A 14,431-nucleotide genomic window follows, 5' to 3' on the forward strand; every position below is an offset into this window, starting at 1 on the left:
AATGAAGATTGTCCTGTTCGGCGCCACCGGCTTTGCCGGCCGCAACGTCGCCGACGAGCTGCGCAGCCACGGCGTGGAGCCCGTAGAAGCGTCGCTGAGCACCGGCCTCGACCTGCGCGACGCCGCCGCCACCGAAGCCTTCCTGCGCCAGCACCGCCCCACGCACATCATCAACTGCGCCGCCCACGTGGGCAGCCTGAACTACGTGACCGAGCAGGCCGCCACCGTGGTGGCCGACAACATGCGCATGATTGTGGGCATGTACGAGGCCATTGCCAAGGCCTGCCCGCGCGCCCTGGTCATCAACCCCATTGCCAACTGCGCCTACCCGGCCAAGGCCGACATGTTCCGCGAGGAAGAGTGGTGGGACGGCCACCTGCACCGCTCGGTGCTCAGCTACGGCGCCACCCGCCGCCTGCTGTGGGTGACGGCCGAGTGCTTCCAGATGCAGCACGCCGTGCACAGCATCAACCTGCTCACGCCCAACATGTACGGCCCCTACGACTCGACCGACCCGAACAAGGCCCACGCCCTGAACGCGCTGATTTCCAAGTTTGTGAAAGCCGAGCAGATCAACCAGAGCGAGCTGCCCATCTGGGGTACCGGCGTGGCCATCCGCGAGTGGCTCTACGCCCCCGACTTCGCCCGCATCGTGTGGCAGGTGCTGCTGCAGCCCGACCGCCACGGCCTGGAGCAGCCGCTGAACCTGGCCCAGAACGATGGCCTGAGCGTGAAGGAGCTGGTCGACATCATCCAGTCGAAGTTCGACTACAAGGGCAAAGTGGTGTGGGACCACACCAAGCCCGACGGCGCGCCCAAGAAGGTGATGGACGACAAGCACTTCCGCGAGGTATTCCCGGAGTTCCAGTTCACCGACTTCCAGGAAGGCATTGCCAAGACCATCGAGTACTACGAATCGGTGTTCCCCTACTAAGCTGCCGGCCGCGCGAGCGGGGGCTCGGGCTGCTGCGGCGGCGCCGGGCCCCCGCTTTGTTGCGTCTGGCGGCATAGCCGGCTGAATGTGTACCTTCCCGCCATGGCTTCTCCCGCGTTGTCTTCGGCCCAATACGACTACTCCCTGCTCCAAAGCTGCGGCGAGGACGTGTTCATCAGCGCCAACGTCGAAATCCGCCGGCCCCACCTCGTCGCGGTGGGCAGCCACGTGGCCATCGACTCAGGCGTGTATTTGACCACCGCCGCGAGCATCGGCGACTACATTCACCTCTCGCCCTACCTGACCATCATCGGCGGGGCCCAGAGTACGCTCATCGTGGAGGATTTCGTGACCATTGCCGCCGGCAGCCGCCTGATCTGCGGCTCCGACCGGTTTATGGGCGACGGCTTCACCAGCGTGACGGTACCCGCGGAATTCCGCGACACGGTGGACTTTGGCACCATCCGCTGCCAGCGCTTCGCCGGCATCGGCACCAACGCCGTCATCATGCCCGACGTGACCATCGCCGAAGGCAGCGTGGTGGGCGCCTGCGCCCTCGTGACGCACGACACCGAACCCTGGACGGTGTACGTGGGTATACCGGCGCGGCCGGTGAAGGTGCGCCCCCGCGAAAAAATGCTGGAGTACGCCAAACGCCTCGGCTACGAATAATTTCGCGCCTCACTTCCTGGCTGCATGTACACGCTGTCCTACGTCCTGACCACCTACAACAAGCTGCCCTACCTGAAGCAGGTGGTGGAGCGCCTCGTGGCCGCCCGGCAGCCCGACGAGGAAATCGTGGTGTGCGACGGGGGCAGCAAGGACGGCACGCCCGAGTACCTGCGCGGGCTCTACGAAGCCGGCCAGATTCAGCAGTTCGTGTCGGAGCGCGACAAGGGCGAGGCCCACGGCTTCAACAAGGCCATGCTGCGGGCCCGCGGCGAGCTGATCAAGCTCATCACCGACGACGACGCATTCTGCTACTCGGCCATTCGCGAGGCCAAGAACTTCATGCTGGCCAACCCCGAAATCGAGGTGCTGACCGGCAACACCGGCCTGATTCACCTGGAGCACCTCGAATCGGTGAGCTTCTACGACGACGTGGCCGACAACTTCCGCCGCTGGCTCGATAAAAAGGAAGTGGTCTGGATGATCGGGCTGCCGCTCCTCATCCGGCGCGAAGCCCTGGCCCTGACCGGCCTGCTGCACACCGGCGCCGTGCAGGTGGATACCGAATTCACCTACCGCATCACCAGCCTGAACGTGAACCTGGCCTGGAGCACCGCCGTGATGAGCGTGCGCCTGGAAAACCCGCAGAGCAACTTCCGGGTGATGAACCAGGGCCCGAAGTGGCGCCGCGCCAGCGACGCGGAAGCCGACCGCATGCGCTACTATTACGACAAGCGCTACGGCAGCCTCAAGAACATGCTGACCCAGCGCCTGCCCTTTGAGTGGGTGAAAAAGCCGCTGCGCCCGCTCAAGCGGGCCGTGTTCCAGCTGCTGAACCGCCCGGTCTACGAGGGCAACACCGCCCAGCCCAGCGGCTACGTGCCCGACGGCCAGCCCCAGAGCCCCGCCGAGCAGCTCAGCACCGCCTTTCGGGTGGCCGATGAGTTCATGCGCACGTACAACGCCGCGCACCCGACCGAATTTCTCTTCAAGCAAAACCCGCTGACCAAAACCCTGACGCCGGGCACTGGCAATGGATAATTGGCCGCGACTGCGGTGCTTAAGCAGGAAATTTTAGCATCTATTTGCCCCGGAAGCGGCATTAGCGCGTTGCAAAACCACACTTGCCGCGCCGGGGTTTGCGGCCAAGCCCCTGATTTGAGTTACCTTTGCGCCCGGCCATTGCCCAACACCTTTGAATCTCTGATGGAGTACCGCATTTCGTACGTCGTTTCCACTTACAACAAACTGCCCTACCTGCGCCACATTATGGAGCGGCTGGTGGCGGCCCGGCAACCCGACGAGGAAATTATCGTGTGCGACGGCGGCAGTAAGGACGGCACGCCCGAATTCCTGCAGCAGCTCTTCGACGAAGGCAAGATTCAGCAGTTCGTCTCGGAGCGCGACAAGGGCCAGTCGCACGGCCTGAACAAGGGTTTTTTGATGGCCCAGGGCGAAATCATCAAGTCCATCAGCGACGACGACGCCTACTGGTACCCCACCATCCGCAAGGCCGCCGACTTCATGATCGAGCACCCCGACGTGGACGTGATGCTGGGCTTCACCGCCTTTGGGCAGCTGAACGACCTCACGTTTGCCCGGGTAGGGGAGAGCAAAGTCGAGGAGTTTAAGCGGTGGATGGAAACCAAGGAGCCGTTCTGGATGATTGACATGCCCATGCTGGTGCGCCGCAAGTCGCTGGCCATTACCGGGCTGTTCTATACCGGCGTGGTAATGGTCGATGCCGAGTTCATCTTCCGCATTACCCGCCTGGGCGTCAACATTGCCTGGTGCAACGGCGTGCTGAGCATGCACCTGAACAACCCCAACGGCAACTTCAACAACATGTCGCCGCGCAGCATCGCCGACGAGGCCCGTCGCGTGCAGATCTTCTACGACGTGTACAAGTCGCCCTTCACCCTCGACGGGGCGGTGGCCGCTTCCAAGGAGTTTGTGGAGCGCCTGAAGCGCCCGCTGCGCCCGGCCAAGCGTCGCTTCTTCGAAGCCCGCGGCCTGCCGCAGGTGCAGGACCCGGAGCGCTACAGCACCAACTACGTGCCGCGCGAGGGCGAAGACCACCTCACCGCCACCTACCGCGTGTGCGACGAGTTTATGGCTGCCCGCAACGCCGAGCGGGAAACCACCTTCATCTACCGGCCCAATCAGGTAACCAAAGCCCTGCAAAAGGCTTAAGGCTGCCTTTTCTCAAGAAATCAATTGAACCACGGCCGCCTAGGCCCCTAACGCGTTTCGCAATTTGCACCCCATGAAAGTAGCTCTTATCACTGGTATCACCGGTCAGGACGGGGCTTATTTGGCCGAGCTTCTGCTGGAAAAAGGCTACGAAGTCCACGGTATCAAGCGCCGCACGTCACTGTTCAACACCGACCGCATCGACCACCTCATCACGGACGAGCGCGGCGCGAAGAACCCCCGGTTCACCAACCACTACGGTGACCTGACGGACTCGACGAACCTGATCCGCATCATTCAGGAGGTGCAGCCCGACGAGATTTACAACCTCGGCGCCATGTCGCACGTGAAAGTGTCCTTCGACTCGCCCGAGTACGTGGCCGACGTCGACGGCATCGGCACGCTGCGCATCCTGGAAGCCGTGCGCATCCTGGGCCTGACCCAGAAAACCCGCATCTACCAGGCTTCGACCTCGGAGCTGTACGGCTTGGTGCAGGAAGTGCCGCAGAAGGAAACGACGCCCTTCTACCCCCGCTCGCCCTACGCCGTGGCCAAAATGTACGGCTTCTGGATTACGGTGAACTACCGCGAGGCCTACGGCATGTACGCCTGCAACGGCATCCTGTTCAACCACGAAAGCCCGCTGCGCGGCGAAACCTTCGTGACCCGCAAAATCACCCGCGGGGTGGCGCAGATTGCCCTGGGCATGCGCGAAAACATCAAGCTGGGCAACATGGACGCCAAGCGCGACTGGGGCCACGCCAAGGACTACGTGGAGGCCATGTGGCGCATCCTGCAGCAGGACACGCCCGAGGACTACGTCATTGCCACCGGCGTGACGACCACCGTGCGCGACTTCGTGAAGATGGCCTTTGCTGAGGTGGGCGTAGAGGTGGCCTTCGAAGGCGAAGGTGTAAATGAAATCGGCCGCGTGGTGGCCAGCAACGGCGAGTACGACCTGCCGGTAGGCCAGGTGGTGGTGAAGGTCGACCCGACCTACTTCCGCCCCACCGAAGTGGACCTGCTGATCGGCGACCCGACCAAATCCAAAACCAAGCTCGGCTGGGAGCCCAAGTACGACCTGGCGGCCCTGGTGAAAGACATGATGGAAGCCGACGTGTCGCTGTTCAAGCGCGACGCGTACCTGCTGAAGGGCGGCCACAAAGTACTGTGGCAGCACGAATAGGCGTAGCCACGCAATAATGAAGGCCTTACCATTGCCCGCCGGGCAGTGGTAAGGCCTTTTTAGAGTCTCAACTAAACGGATTGGTCCGCCAGGAATTTGATCAACAGGGTTCGTAATTCGGTGCGCAGCAGCACGCAGGCCATGCGCCAGCGCGGCTCGTTCGCCCAGAATTTTGCCGTCACGCTTTCCGGTACCACCATCGTGGCTGCCATTGGCTTCGTGCTGACGCCGATTATGTCGCGGATTTACCCGCCGTCCAGCTACGGGCAGTTCGCCGTGTTCAGCTCGGTGGTGGGCAACCTGAACCTGCTCACCACCCTGGGCTACCCCGGCGCCATGCTGATGCCCAAGCTGCGGGAGCATTTTCTGGCCCTGGTGCACCTGAGCCTGCTGCTGACGGTGGCGGCCATCGTCGTGCTGGGCGGGCTGCTGGCTTTTGCGGCCGAGCCGCTGCGGAATTTTCTGCACTTGGAGGGCGTGGGCGGCTGGCTCTACACCATTCCGCTGCTGCTGCTGCTCTTCAACCTGAACGCCATCATGTTCACCTGGTACACCCGCGACAAGGCGTTTACCAAGCGCGTGGGCGTCGACATTGCCACCACGCTGGCGGGGCGGGGCTTCACCATCAGCTACGGCTGGCGCTTCGGCGGGCCGGTAACGGGCCTGATCCTGGGCGAGTTTTTCAACCGCATCACCGCCACCGTCGCGCTGCTCTACGGGGGCATCTGGCGCAACCTGGGCGAGCTGTGGCGCAGCTTCAGCTGGCAGAACATCAAGCATGTAGCCCGCGAGTACAAGGACTTCCCGCTCTACATCCTGCCCGCCGGCTACGTGCAGACGGTGTCGGCGCAGCTGCCGGTGTTTGCCCTCACCACGGGCTTCGGCTCGACGGTGGTGGGCTTGTACTCGTTTTCGGTGAGCCTGCTGGAAATTCCGATCAGCCTGATCGGCAACGCTATTGCGCCGGTGTTTGCCCAGAAGGCCATCGAAGTGCACCAGAACGAGCCCGAGCGCCTGCCGGTCATTACGCTCGACCTGTACTACAAGCTGCTGTACCTGGGCCTGCTGCCCTTCGGGGCCGTCACGGTGTTCGGCGACTGGCTGTTCAAGTTCGTGTTCGGGGCGCGCTGGGAGGCGGCTGGCCTGTTCACGGCCTTTCTGGGCTACTACTACGTGTTCAAGCTGACTTCGCTGGCCACTTCGGGCATCTACACCGTGTACGGCAAGCAGCGCTACCAGCTGATTGCCAACTGCGGCAACCTGGTGGCCCGCGGCACCGGCCTGGCCATCGGCCTGTACTTCCACGACGTGCGCATTGCCATGATGCTGTTCGGCCTGGGCAGCATGCTCGGCAGCTTCCTCACCGATCTGCACATTCTCTACCTGCTGCGCCTGCCGGTGCTGCGCATTGCGCTGCGCTCGGTGCTGCTGACGGCCGGCGTGACGGGCCTGCTGTATTTGCTGCGCCTCGGCATCGAGAGCCTGCACCTGCCATTCCTGCAATAGTCAAGCAACGGCCTGAACACCGACGGGCCGGTTGACGTGAACGATGTTTCCCACCCTATGACGCGGGTCCCGGACTCGCGGCAACTGTACCGACGTTATGCCAACCATTATGGGGGCGCGCTACCGCCTCTCGCAACTGCTCAAGCAAACCGCCGATTTTACTTATCGTCCGCCCGGCGGCGAAATTCACGACATCGGCCTGGCCAAGCTGGGCCCCAAGGCCAAGCGAGCCTTTGTGAAGTATTCCATCTACTCCATTCCGTACTACATCAAGGGCGACCCTCTGCAGTGCCCGCAGATCAACGAGCACTCGATGTACTGGGAGGCCGCTGAAATGGTGCGCCAGCTCAACGAGCGCGGCTACGTGGTCGACTACCACCACGTGCACAGCAAGGCGCCCATCGAGTGGGAAAAGTACGACCTGCTCATCGATGAGGGCGGCAGCCTGATCCGGATGCCGGAGCACCTGCGGGCTGGCCGCACCCGAATTTTCTACGCTTCCAGCAACTACTGGCTGTTTCAGAACATGGCCGAGCTCAGGCGCATCGAGGACTTTCACCGCCGCCACGGCCTCTTCATCTCGCCCGAGCGGCAGGCCCCGCCCAACTACGCCAACGAGGCCGCCGACTACATGACCTACCTCGGCACCGATTTTCAACTGCGCCTGTTTGATCGGCCGGCCCACAAGCATCAGCTGAACATTTCGGCGGTATACGAGCCCGACTACCAGCGCCGCAACATGGCCGAGGCCCGCACCAAGTTCGTGTGGCTGGGCAGCGGCGGGCTGCTGCTGAAGGGCCTCGACCTAGTGGTGGAAGCCTTTGCCCAAATGCCCGAGCTGACGCTCTACATCGGCGGGCACGCCGAGCGGGAGGCGCGGTTCTGGTCGTGGCTGGAGCCCATGCTGGCCAAGCACCCCAACCTGAAGTATATGGGCTGGGTGGACGTGGGCAGCCGCAAGTTTGCCGACCTGGCCCAGCAATGCCTCGGCACGGTGTACCTCAGCGCCAGCGAAGGCGGCGGCGGGGCCGTGGTGCAGCTGGCCCACTTCGGCCTGATTCCCATTACCACCGAAACCAGCACCGTGCGCGACGAGCTGGCCACCGTCATCCGCTCGCAGGAACCCAGCGAAATCATTGCCCAAACCATCAAGACCGTGCGCGAGCTGGTGGCCCTGCCCGAAGCCGAGCTGCACGCCCGCTCCGAGGCCGCGCACGCGTTTGCGCGGCGGCACCATACGCGGGCGGCTTACGCGCAGTCGTTTGCGGCGCTGCTCGACCGCGTCGAGGCGGGGCGCTAGGCAGGGAAATCAGGCTCAAGCCGGACCACCCGGCAAGAAGGGCGTAACTTTGGCGGGAGGTTAGTGTGCGTATTTGATGGATATGAGGCGGACCGTACCCCCCCGTTGGCATGAGCCAAACCCCTTTGAAACGTCTGCAGGAGTTGCTGCAGAGTCTGCGCCAGCGAGGCTCCTTCACGCGTAATCTGGCCATTACGCTGTCGGGCTCCACGCTGAGTACCCTCATCGGTATTCTGCTGACCCCGGTGGTGTCGCGCATTTATCACCCGGCGGCCTACGGGCAGTTTGCGGTGTACAACGCGCTGATCAGCAACCTGAATTTGCTCAGCACGCTCTCGTTTCCGGGCGCCTTTCTGCTGCCGCGGCGCCGCTCGCAGTTTCTGGCCCTGGTGCAGCTCACCATTCTGGTGTCGCTGACCACCTGCGGGCTGCTGGCCTTCGGGCTGGGCGTGGCCGGACCCTGGGTGATGCACCAGCTGCACGTGGAGGCGCTGGGCAACTGGCTGTATACCCTGCCGGTGATGCTGCTGGTGTTCAACCTGAACAACGTGCTGAGCACCTGGTACATGCGCGACAAGCAGTTCGGCAAGCGCGTGGGCGTCGAAATTGCTACCAGCCTCGGCGGGCGGGCTTTCACCATCGGCTACGGCCTGCTCACGGGCGGCCACGTGGCGGGCCTGCTGCTGGCCGACTTCCTCAACCGCGTGGTCAGCACCGTGACGCTGGCTGCCGGGAGCATCCGCCACGAGTTTCGGGAGGTGCTGCGGCAGTTTTCGTGGAAGCGGCTGCGGTTGGTGGCCTATAAGTACCGCGACTTTCCGCTGGTGTACTTGCCCGGCGGCTACGTCTACATCCTCTCCACGCAGCTGCCGGTGTTTCTGCTGGCGCCGGCCTTCGGGGCCGAGGCCGTGGGGTTGTACTCCTTCTCGATGAGCCTGCTGGAAATGCCCATCAACGTGCTCGGCGCGGCCATTGCGCCGGTGTACATGCAGAAGGCGGCCGAAACCTACCAGACCGAGCCCGAGCGCCTGCCGGGCATCACCCTGAACCTCTACTACAAGCTCCTCTACCTCGGGGTGCTGCCCTTCAGCATCGTCACGGTGTACGGTGACGTGCTTTTCCGGGTGGTGTTCGGGGCGAAGTGGGAGCAGGCGGGCGTATTCACCGCTTACCTGGGCTTCTACTCGCTGTTCAAGCTGCTCTCGTTGGGCACGGCGGGCATCTACACCATCACCGAGCGGCAGAAGTACTACCTCTACGCCAACATTCTGCTGCTGGCCGTGCGCGCCCTCGGGCTGAGCATCGGCATCAGCCAGCACAACCTCGATCTGACGCTGCTGCTGTTCGGCGTCGGCTCGCTGCTGGCCACCTTTGCCGTCGATTTGCACGTGCTGTACCTGCTGCGGCTGCCGGTGCTGCGCATTGCCCTGCGCACGGTGGGCCTGATCGGGGTGACGCTGCTGCTGGTGTGGCTTACGCGGCTGGGGCTGGCGCATTACCTGCCGTTTTTCCGCTAACGTGGCCGGTCGCAACTGAATAACCGTGCGGCGCGGGGGCGGGGCCGCCATTTGTAGTAATTTCGCAGCCGCTTCCGCCGGGGCCTTGGCCGCCGGTTTCACTGCCCGGCTCGTCATTGTGACGTCGGGCGCAAGTTATTCGGCCTCCATGCCCACCGACGTTTCCATCCTGGTTAAGTCATTCAACCGCCCGTACTACCTGGACCGCTGCCTGCGCAGCATCTACGACCACGTAACGGGCAGCTATACCATCACGGTACTCGACGACGGCACGCCCGGCCGCTACCTCGACGAAATTCAGCGCCGCTACCCCCGGGTGCGCATCGTGCGCTCGGAGCTTTACGACGCCAAGGTGGCCCAGCTCGACGCCCACGCGGCGGGCGGGGCGCCGTTTTCGCTGCGCATCATCCCCACCAAGCTCTGGATTGAGGGCGTGGAGCAGGCCACCCCGAAGTTCTGCCTGCTCGAAGACGACATCTGGATGACCCGGCCCGTGGATTTGAGCCAGATGGCCGACTACATGCAGGAGCGGCAGGTGGTGATGACCAAGTTCTACTGGGGCGGCAACATCAATACCTTCGAGGCACGCATGGGCGGGCGCGGGCCGCAGGTGCAGGAGTACGAGCTGGCCCTGCCCGCCGGCCCCGAGTGGTGGCTGCGGATGCTGCTGCTCAATAAGTTCAAGTCGCACTCCATCCTGCACCGGCTGGGGCTGGCCAAGGAGGGCATCTACTTCCAGCTGCCGTTCTACAGCATGTACTCGGTGGCCTCGGCCGTGTTCGACAAGGCCTACTGGCTGCACCTCTGGCAGGCCGGGCAGAAGCAGGCCGACGAAGTGCACCAACTCTCGCGGGCCCTGCACTGGACCAAAAGCCAGCCCACGCGCTTCGCCAAAACCGAGCAGGAGGTGACGCAAACCTCGTTCACCTCGTCGGCCACCAACATGTTCAAGGGCGTGGAATTCGACGTGGTGGCGGCCAACTACCACCTCAACGAAGCCTGGCTGCAGGGCCGCCTCGACGCCATGCACGACTACCCGCTGGACTTCTCGACCGAGTACCTGAAGCCCATCTTCGACCAGGCCAACGACCCGCGCTGCACCTACCCGAACTGGCTGCGCTGGATTGAGCGCTTCAAGGGCGTGTACGCCAGCATGGGCGTGGTCGTCGACTAACCCCGGCGGCCCCGGCCCGTACTCAGTCCGCCGCTGCGGCGGCTCACCTTTTTTCGCTTTTCCGTGGCTGTCTACTTCAGCATCGTCATTCCGACCTACAACCGCGCCGGCTTCATCAAGGCCACGCTGCAGTCCGTGCTAGCCCAGCAGTTCGCCGACTGGGAAGTGCTGGTGGTGGACGACGGCAGCACCGACAACACGGCCGAAGTCGTGGCCTCGCTGCCCGACGCGCGCATTCAGTACCTGCCCAAGGCCAACGGGGAGCGGGGCGCGGCCCGCAACTACGGCCTGGCCCGCGCCCGGGGCGAGTACGTGCTGTTTCTGGACTCCGACGACCTGTTTCATCCCAATCATCTGTCGGGGCTTTACGCCAAGATTCAGGAGCTGAAGCAGCCCAACTTCATTGCCGCCAAGTACGACTTCGACCGCGACGGGGTGCGCGCTGACAGCGACATGGCCGGGCTGACCGAGGGCTGGTACGGGCTCGATACCTTCGTGCGCGGTAACGCCCTGGCCTGCAACATCTGCGTGCGCCGCGAGAATCCGGGGCTGCGCCCTTTTGAGGAAGACCGCCGCTACTCGGCCGTGGAGGACTGGATGTTTATGCTCGAAAACACCCAGCAGGACCGCGTCTACGTCGTCGACCAGGTGAGCATCACCATGAACGACCACGACACCCGCTCCATGCGCTCCGACAACTCGGCCCTGGTGCGCCGCCTGCAGCTGGCCCTGGAGTGGATGTTGGCCCGAATTCAGCTTACCCCCGAGCAGCGCCGGACGCTGACCGGGCGGGTGTATTACCTTTGCGCCATCCACGCCTACGCCGACGACCACCGCAGCGAGGCCGTGCGCTACGCGCAGCTGGCCCGCCCGCACCTGCCCACGGCCCAGGGCCTCATTTTGCTAGTGCGCTGCCTGCTCGGCGTGCAGTTCGTGGACCGACTCAAGAAAATCCGGGGCTAAGGCACCGCCCGGCCGCCCACCGTTGTTATTGCCATCATGCGCATTCTGTTTCTGAGCTACTGGGGGCTGGACGACCCGCTGACCGTCTCCACCGTTTTCCCGCACCTGCAGCTGCTGCAGCAGCGCCCCGACGTGGAGAGCGTGCTGCTCGTCACCATCGAGCGCAACGGCAAGGCGCCGGCTTTCCGGCTGCCATTCGCGGCCGATAAAGTCGAGTTTGCCCCGCTGATTTCCGAGCCGGGCCGCAACGTGCTCGTCACCAAGACCGACGACTTCCTGCGCTTCCCGAAGCAGCTGGTGCAGCTGGCCGCCGCCCACCGCAGCGACTTTCTGCTGGCCCGCGGCGCCCCGGCCGGGGCGCTGGCCTACTTGGTGTGGAAGCAAAACAAGCTGCCGTTCTACGTGGAGTCCTTCGAGCCGCACGCCGACTACATGCTCGAATCGGGCGTGTGGCGGCGCTACGACCCGCGCTACCTGTTTCAGCGCCACTGGGAGCGGAAGCAGAAGCAGCTGGCCCGCGGCCTGATGCCGGTGGCCGAAAACTACCGCCGTCAGCTCATCAGCGAAGGCGTGCCCGCCGACCAGATTGTGACGGTGCCCTGCTCGGTGAACTTGGCCGCCTTCGGCTACGACGCGGCCCGCGGGGCCGACGTGCGCCGGCAACTCGGCCTGCCCGCCGACGCCATCGTGGGCATCTACGTGGGCAAGTTCGGCGACATCTACTACGACCAAGAAGCCTACGACCTGTTTGCCGCCACGGCTCAGCACTTCGGCGAGAAATTCCGCCTGATCGTGCTGACGCCCAATGCCATTTCCGACGTGCAGGCCCGCCTGGCCGCCGTGGGGCTGGGCCCGGAACGCAGCTTCGTGACCAAGGCCCAGCACCATGAGGTGCCCGGCTACCTCTCGGCCGCCGATTTTGCCTTTGCGCCCATTAAGCCCGCCGACTGCCGGCAGTTCTGCTCGCCGATTAAGGTGGGCGAGTACTGGGCCAACGGCCTGCCCGTCATTCTGACCGAAGGCGTAGGCGACGACAGCGACATCATCAAGGCCGAGGGTGGGGGAGCGGTGTTCAACCTCGACCACCCCGAAACCGTGCCCGCCGCCGTGCGGCGTATTGCCGAGCTGGTGCAGCAGCCCGACTACCGCCAGCAGACGCGCCAGCTGGCCGAGCGGTACCGCTCGCCCGAGCGCGCCCGCCAGGCCTACGCCACTTTCTTCGGCGCCTAAGCGCCGCCTGATCGAGCCGCGCGTCATGCCCGTCGTCACCCGCCTCCGCCCCGCCCGTGCTGCCCACCGCTGATTCCGGCGCGCCGCTGCTGTCGGTGGTGAGCCCGGTGTACGGGGCCGCCGCGCTGCTGCCCGAGCTGGTGCGGCGCATCGTGGCGGCCGTCGACGGGCCGACGGGGGGGCGCTTTGAAATCGTCCTCGTCGATGACCGCAGCCCCGACCAGGCCTGGCCCCGCATCGAAGCGGCCAGCCGGGCCGATGCGCGGGTGCGCGGGGTGCGCCTGTCCCGCAACTTCGGGCAGCACCGGGCCCTGGCCGCCGGCCTGGCCCAGAGCCGCGGCACCTGGGTAGCCGTGCTCGATTGTGACCTGGAAGACGCCCCCGAAGCCATTCCGGCGCTGTGGGCCGCTGCGCAGCAGCCCGGCTGCGACTACGCCGTGGCCCGCCGCGAAGCCCGGCAGCACGGCTGGGGCGTGCGGCTCACCTCGAAAGTGTTTTACCGCGTGCTGTCGGCCCTTACCGGCGTGCCGCAGGACGATGCAGTGGCCAACTTCGGGGTGTACCACCGGCGCGTCATCGAGGCGGTGGGGCAGCTGCCGGAGCGCGGTCGGTTTTTTCCGGTGCTGGTGCGCTGGGTGGGCTTCGAAGGCACCACGCTGGCGGTGCCCCACGGCACCCGGCCGGCGGGTGGCAGCAGCTACTCCTTCGGCCGGCGCCTGCAGCTGGCGCTGGACGTGCTGCTGGCCTGGTCCGACAAGCCGCTGCGGCTGGCCATTCTGTTCGGCGCGCTCATTTCGGCCGCCGCCACCGCGCTGGGGCTGATTACGCTGGTGCGCTACTTCATCGGCAGCATCACCGTGCCCGGCTACACCAGCCTGACGCTGCTGCTGTGCTTCTTCTTCGGCCTCGTCATTGCCCTGATCGGGCTGGTGGGCCTCTACGTGGGCCGCACCTTCGAGGAAGCCCGGCAGCGCCCGCTCTACCTCATCGACCAGCTGACTCCGCCGGCGCCCCCGACCGGCCCGCCGCATGAGTAGCCCTGATTCGGCCCTGGAAAAGTTGGCCTGGGACAGCGCCTTTTTCGGTTTCCCAGTCGGCCGCTTGCAGGCTCCCGTAGCCGATGCCGCCGGGCTGCGGCACTGGCTGGCCGCAGCCCGGCGGCAAGGCTACCGCCTGCTGTACTGGCTGGTTGAGCCCCATGATGCGGCTGCCGTGGCGGCGGCCAAGGCGTTGCACCTGCGCCCCATCGACCACCGCATTACCTTCGGGCTGCCGCTGGCCGGGCGGGCCATTGTCGCCCCGGTGCCAGACGTGCGGCCGGTATTCACGGCTACGCCGGCGCTGCGGGCGCTGGCGCAGGACAGCAGCGGCTGGTCTCGGTTTCGCCGCGACGCATGCTTTGCGCCGGGCAGCTGGCAGCGGCTCTACAACCAGTGGCTGCAGGAGTCGCTGCGCGGGCGGCTGGCGCGGGAAGTGCTGGTGCACGACGACGCGGCCGGGCAGCCGCTCGGGATGCTGACGTTGGCGCAGCAAGGGCCCGTGGCCACCATCGGGCTGCTGGCGGTGGCGCCGGCGGCGCGGCGGCAGGGCGTGGGGCGGGCGTTGCTGCAAGCCGCCGGGCAGCGGGCCCAAGGCTGGGGCTGCACCGAGCTGCGCGTGACGACGCAGCAAGCTAACCACGCCGCCGTGGCGCTGTACCGGGCCGGCGGGTTCCGCGTCGAAACGGAAGCGCTGATCTACCACATTTGGCTGTAAGCCA

At 65.0% G+C, this 14,431-nt stretch carries 13 protein-coding genes; all 13 read left to right on the plus strand.

Going from position 1 to position 14,431, the window contains the following annotated elements; translation table 11 throughout:
* The first annotated feature begins 1 nt into the window (after position 1).
* The 13 genes from DLM85_RS13740 (at position 2) to DLM85_RS13800 (ending at position 14,427) form a co-directional block, all read left to right on the plus strand.
* Positions 2-934, plus strand: a complete 933-nt coding sequence (locus tag DLM85_RS13740; RefSeq protein ID WP_207891028.1) for an NAD-dependent epimerase/dehydratase family protein — start codon at positions 2-4, stop codon at positions 932-934.
* Between the two features lie 102 nt (positions 935-1,036).
* Complete coding sequence (locus DLM85_RS13745) at positions 1,037-1,606, plus strand: acyltransferase (RefSeq protein WP_111478689.1); 570 nt, start codon at positions 1,037-1,039, stop codon at positions 1,604-1,606.
* A gap of 24 nt (positions 1,607-1,630) precedes the next feature.
* On the plus strand, positions 1,631-2,644 hold the full coding sequence (locus DLM85_RS13750) for a glycosyltransferase family A protein (RefSeq protein ID WP_111478690.1): 1,014 nt from the start codon (positions 1,631-1,633) through the stop codon (positions 2,642-2,644).
* 165 nt (positions 2,645-2,809) lie between these two features.
* Positions 2,810-3,796 carry a glycosyltransferase family 2 protein gene (locus DLM85_RS13755; RefSeq protein WP_111478691.1) on the plus strand — a complete coding sequence of 329 codons (987 nt, stop codon included), beginning with the start codon at positions 2,810-2,812 and terminating at the stop codon, positions 3,794-3,796.
* Between the two features lie 73 nt (positions 3,797-3,869).
* The gene (gene gmd, locus DLM85_RS13760) at positions 3,870-4,982 is read left to right on the plus strand and encodes a GDP-mannose 4,6-dehydratase (RefSeq protein WP_111478692.1); all 1,113 of its coding nucleotides are present in this window, start codon (positions 3,870-3,872) and stop codon (positions 4,980-4,982) included.
* Positions 4,983-5,102: 120 nt separating this feature from the next.
* Positions 5,103-6,488 (plus strand): lipopolysaccharide biosynthesis protein, encoded by a 1,386-nt coding sequence (locus DLM85_RS13765; RefSeq protein WP_111478693.1) that lies wholly within the window; start codon positions 5,103-5,105, stop codon positions 6,486-6,488.
* A gap of 97 nt (positions 6,489-6,585) precedes the next feature.
* Entirely contained in the window at positions 6,586-7,788 is a 1,203-nt protein-coding gene (locus DLM85_RS13770; protein WP_133257055.1) for a glycosyltransferase, read from the plus strand.
* 110 nt (positions 7,789-7,898) lie between these two features.
* The gene (locus tag DLM85_RS13775; protein ID WP_111478695.1) at positions 7,899-9,305 is read left to right on the plus strand and encodes a lipopolysaccharide biosynthesis protein; all 1,407 of its coding nucleotides are present in this window, start codon (positions 7,899-7,901) and stop codon (positions 9,303-9,305) included.
* Between the two features lie 148 nt (positions 9,306-9,453).
* Complete coding sequence (locus tag DLM85_RS13780; RefSeq protein WP_111478696.1) at positions 9,454-10,479, plus strand: glycosyltransferase family 2 protein; 1,026 nt, start codon at positions 9,454-9,456, stop codon at positions 10,477-10,479.
* A 63-nt stretch (positions 10,480-10,542) separates the two neighbouring features.
* Positions 10,543-11,442, plus strand: coding sequence for a glycosyltransferase family 2 protein (locus DLM85_RS13785; protein WP_165822138.1), 900 nt, complete (start codon positions 10,543-10,545; stop codon positions 11,440-11,442).
* Between the two features lie 36 nt (positions 11,443-11,478).
* On the plus strand, positions 11,479-12,672 hold the full coding sequence (locus DLM85_RS13790) for a glycosyltransferase (RefSeq protein ID WP_111478698.1): 1,194 nt from the start codon (positions 11,479-11,481) through the stop codon (positions 12,670-12,672).
* A 56-nt stretch (positions 12,673-12,728) separates the two neighbouring features.
* A complete protein-coding gene (locus DLM85_RS13795; protein WP_243635959.1) occupies positions 12,729-13,709 on the plus strand; it encodes a glycosyltransferase family 2 protein in 981 nt (326 codons plus the stop codon).
* A 64-nt stretch (positions 13,710-13,773) separates the two neighbouring features.
* Positions 13,774-14,427, plus strand: a complete 654-nt coding sequence (locus DLM85_RS13800; protein ID WP_165822139.1) for a GNAT family N-acetyltransferase — start codon at positions 13,774-13,776, stop codon at positions 14,425-14,427.
* Positions 14,428-14,431 lie beyond the last annotated feature (4 nt).

Origin of the sequence: Hymenobacter edaphi (assembly GCF_003258365.1) — a bacterium.
Classification (GTDB): Bacteria; Bacteroidota; Bacteroidia; order Cytophagales; family Hymenobacteraceae; genus Solirubrum; species Solirubrum edaphi.

Coding starts and splice junctions, on each gene's coding strand:
- DLM85_RS13770 (WP_133257055.1), top strand. CDS start 6,586: ATGCCAACCATTATGGGGGCGCGCTACCGCCTCTCGCAACTGCTCAAG.
- DLM85_RS13780 (WP_111478696.1), top strand. CDS start 9,454: ATGCCCACCGACGTTTCCATCCTGGTTAAGTCATTCAACCGCCCGTAC.
- DLM85_RS13775 (WP_111478695.1), top strand. CDS start 7,899: ATGAGCCAAACCCCTTTGAAACGTCTGCAGGAGTTGCTGCAGAGTCTG.
- DLM85_RS13750 (WP_111478690.1), top strand. CDS start 1,631: ATGTACACGCTGTCCTACGTCCTGACCACCTACAACAAGCTGCCCTAC.
- DLM85_RS13755 (WP_111478691.1), top strand. CDS start 2,810: ATGGAGTACCGCATTTCGTACGTCGTTTCCACTTACAACAAACTGCCC.
- gmd (WP_111478692.1), top strand. CDS start 3,870: ATGAAAGTAGCTCTTATCACTGGTATCACCGGTCAGGACGGGGCTTAT.
- DLM85_RS13790 (WP_111478698.1), top strand. CDS start 11,479: ATGCGCATTCTGTTTCTGAGCTACTGGGGGCTGGACGACCCGCTGACC.
- DLM85_RS13745 (WP_111478689.1), top strand. CDS start 1,037: ATGGCTTCTCCCGCGTTGTCTTCGGCCCAATACGACTACTCCCTGCTC.
- DLM85_RS13740 (WP_207891028.1), top strand. CDS start 2: ATGAAGATTGTCCTGTTCGGCGCCACCGGCTTTGCCGGCCGCAACGTC.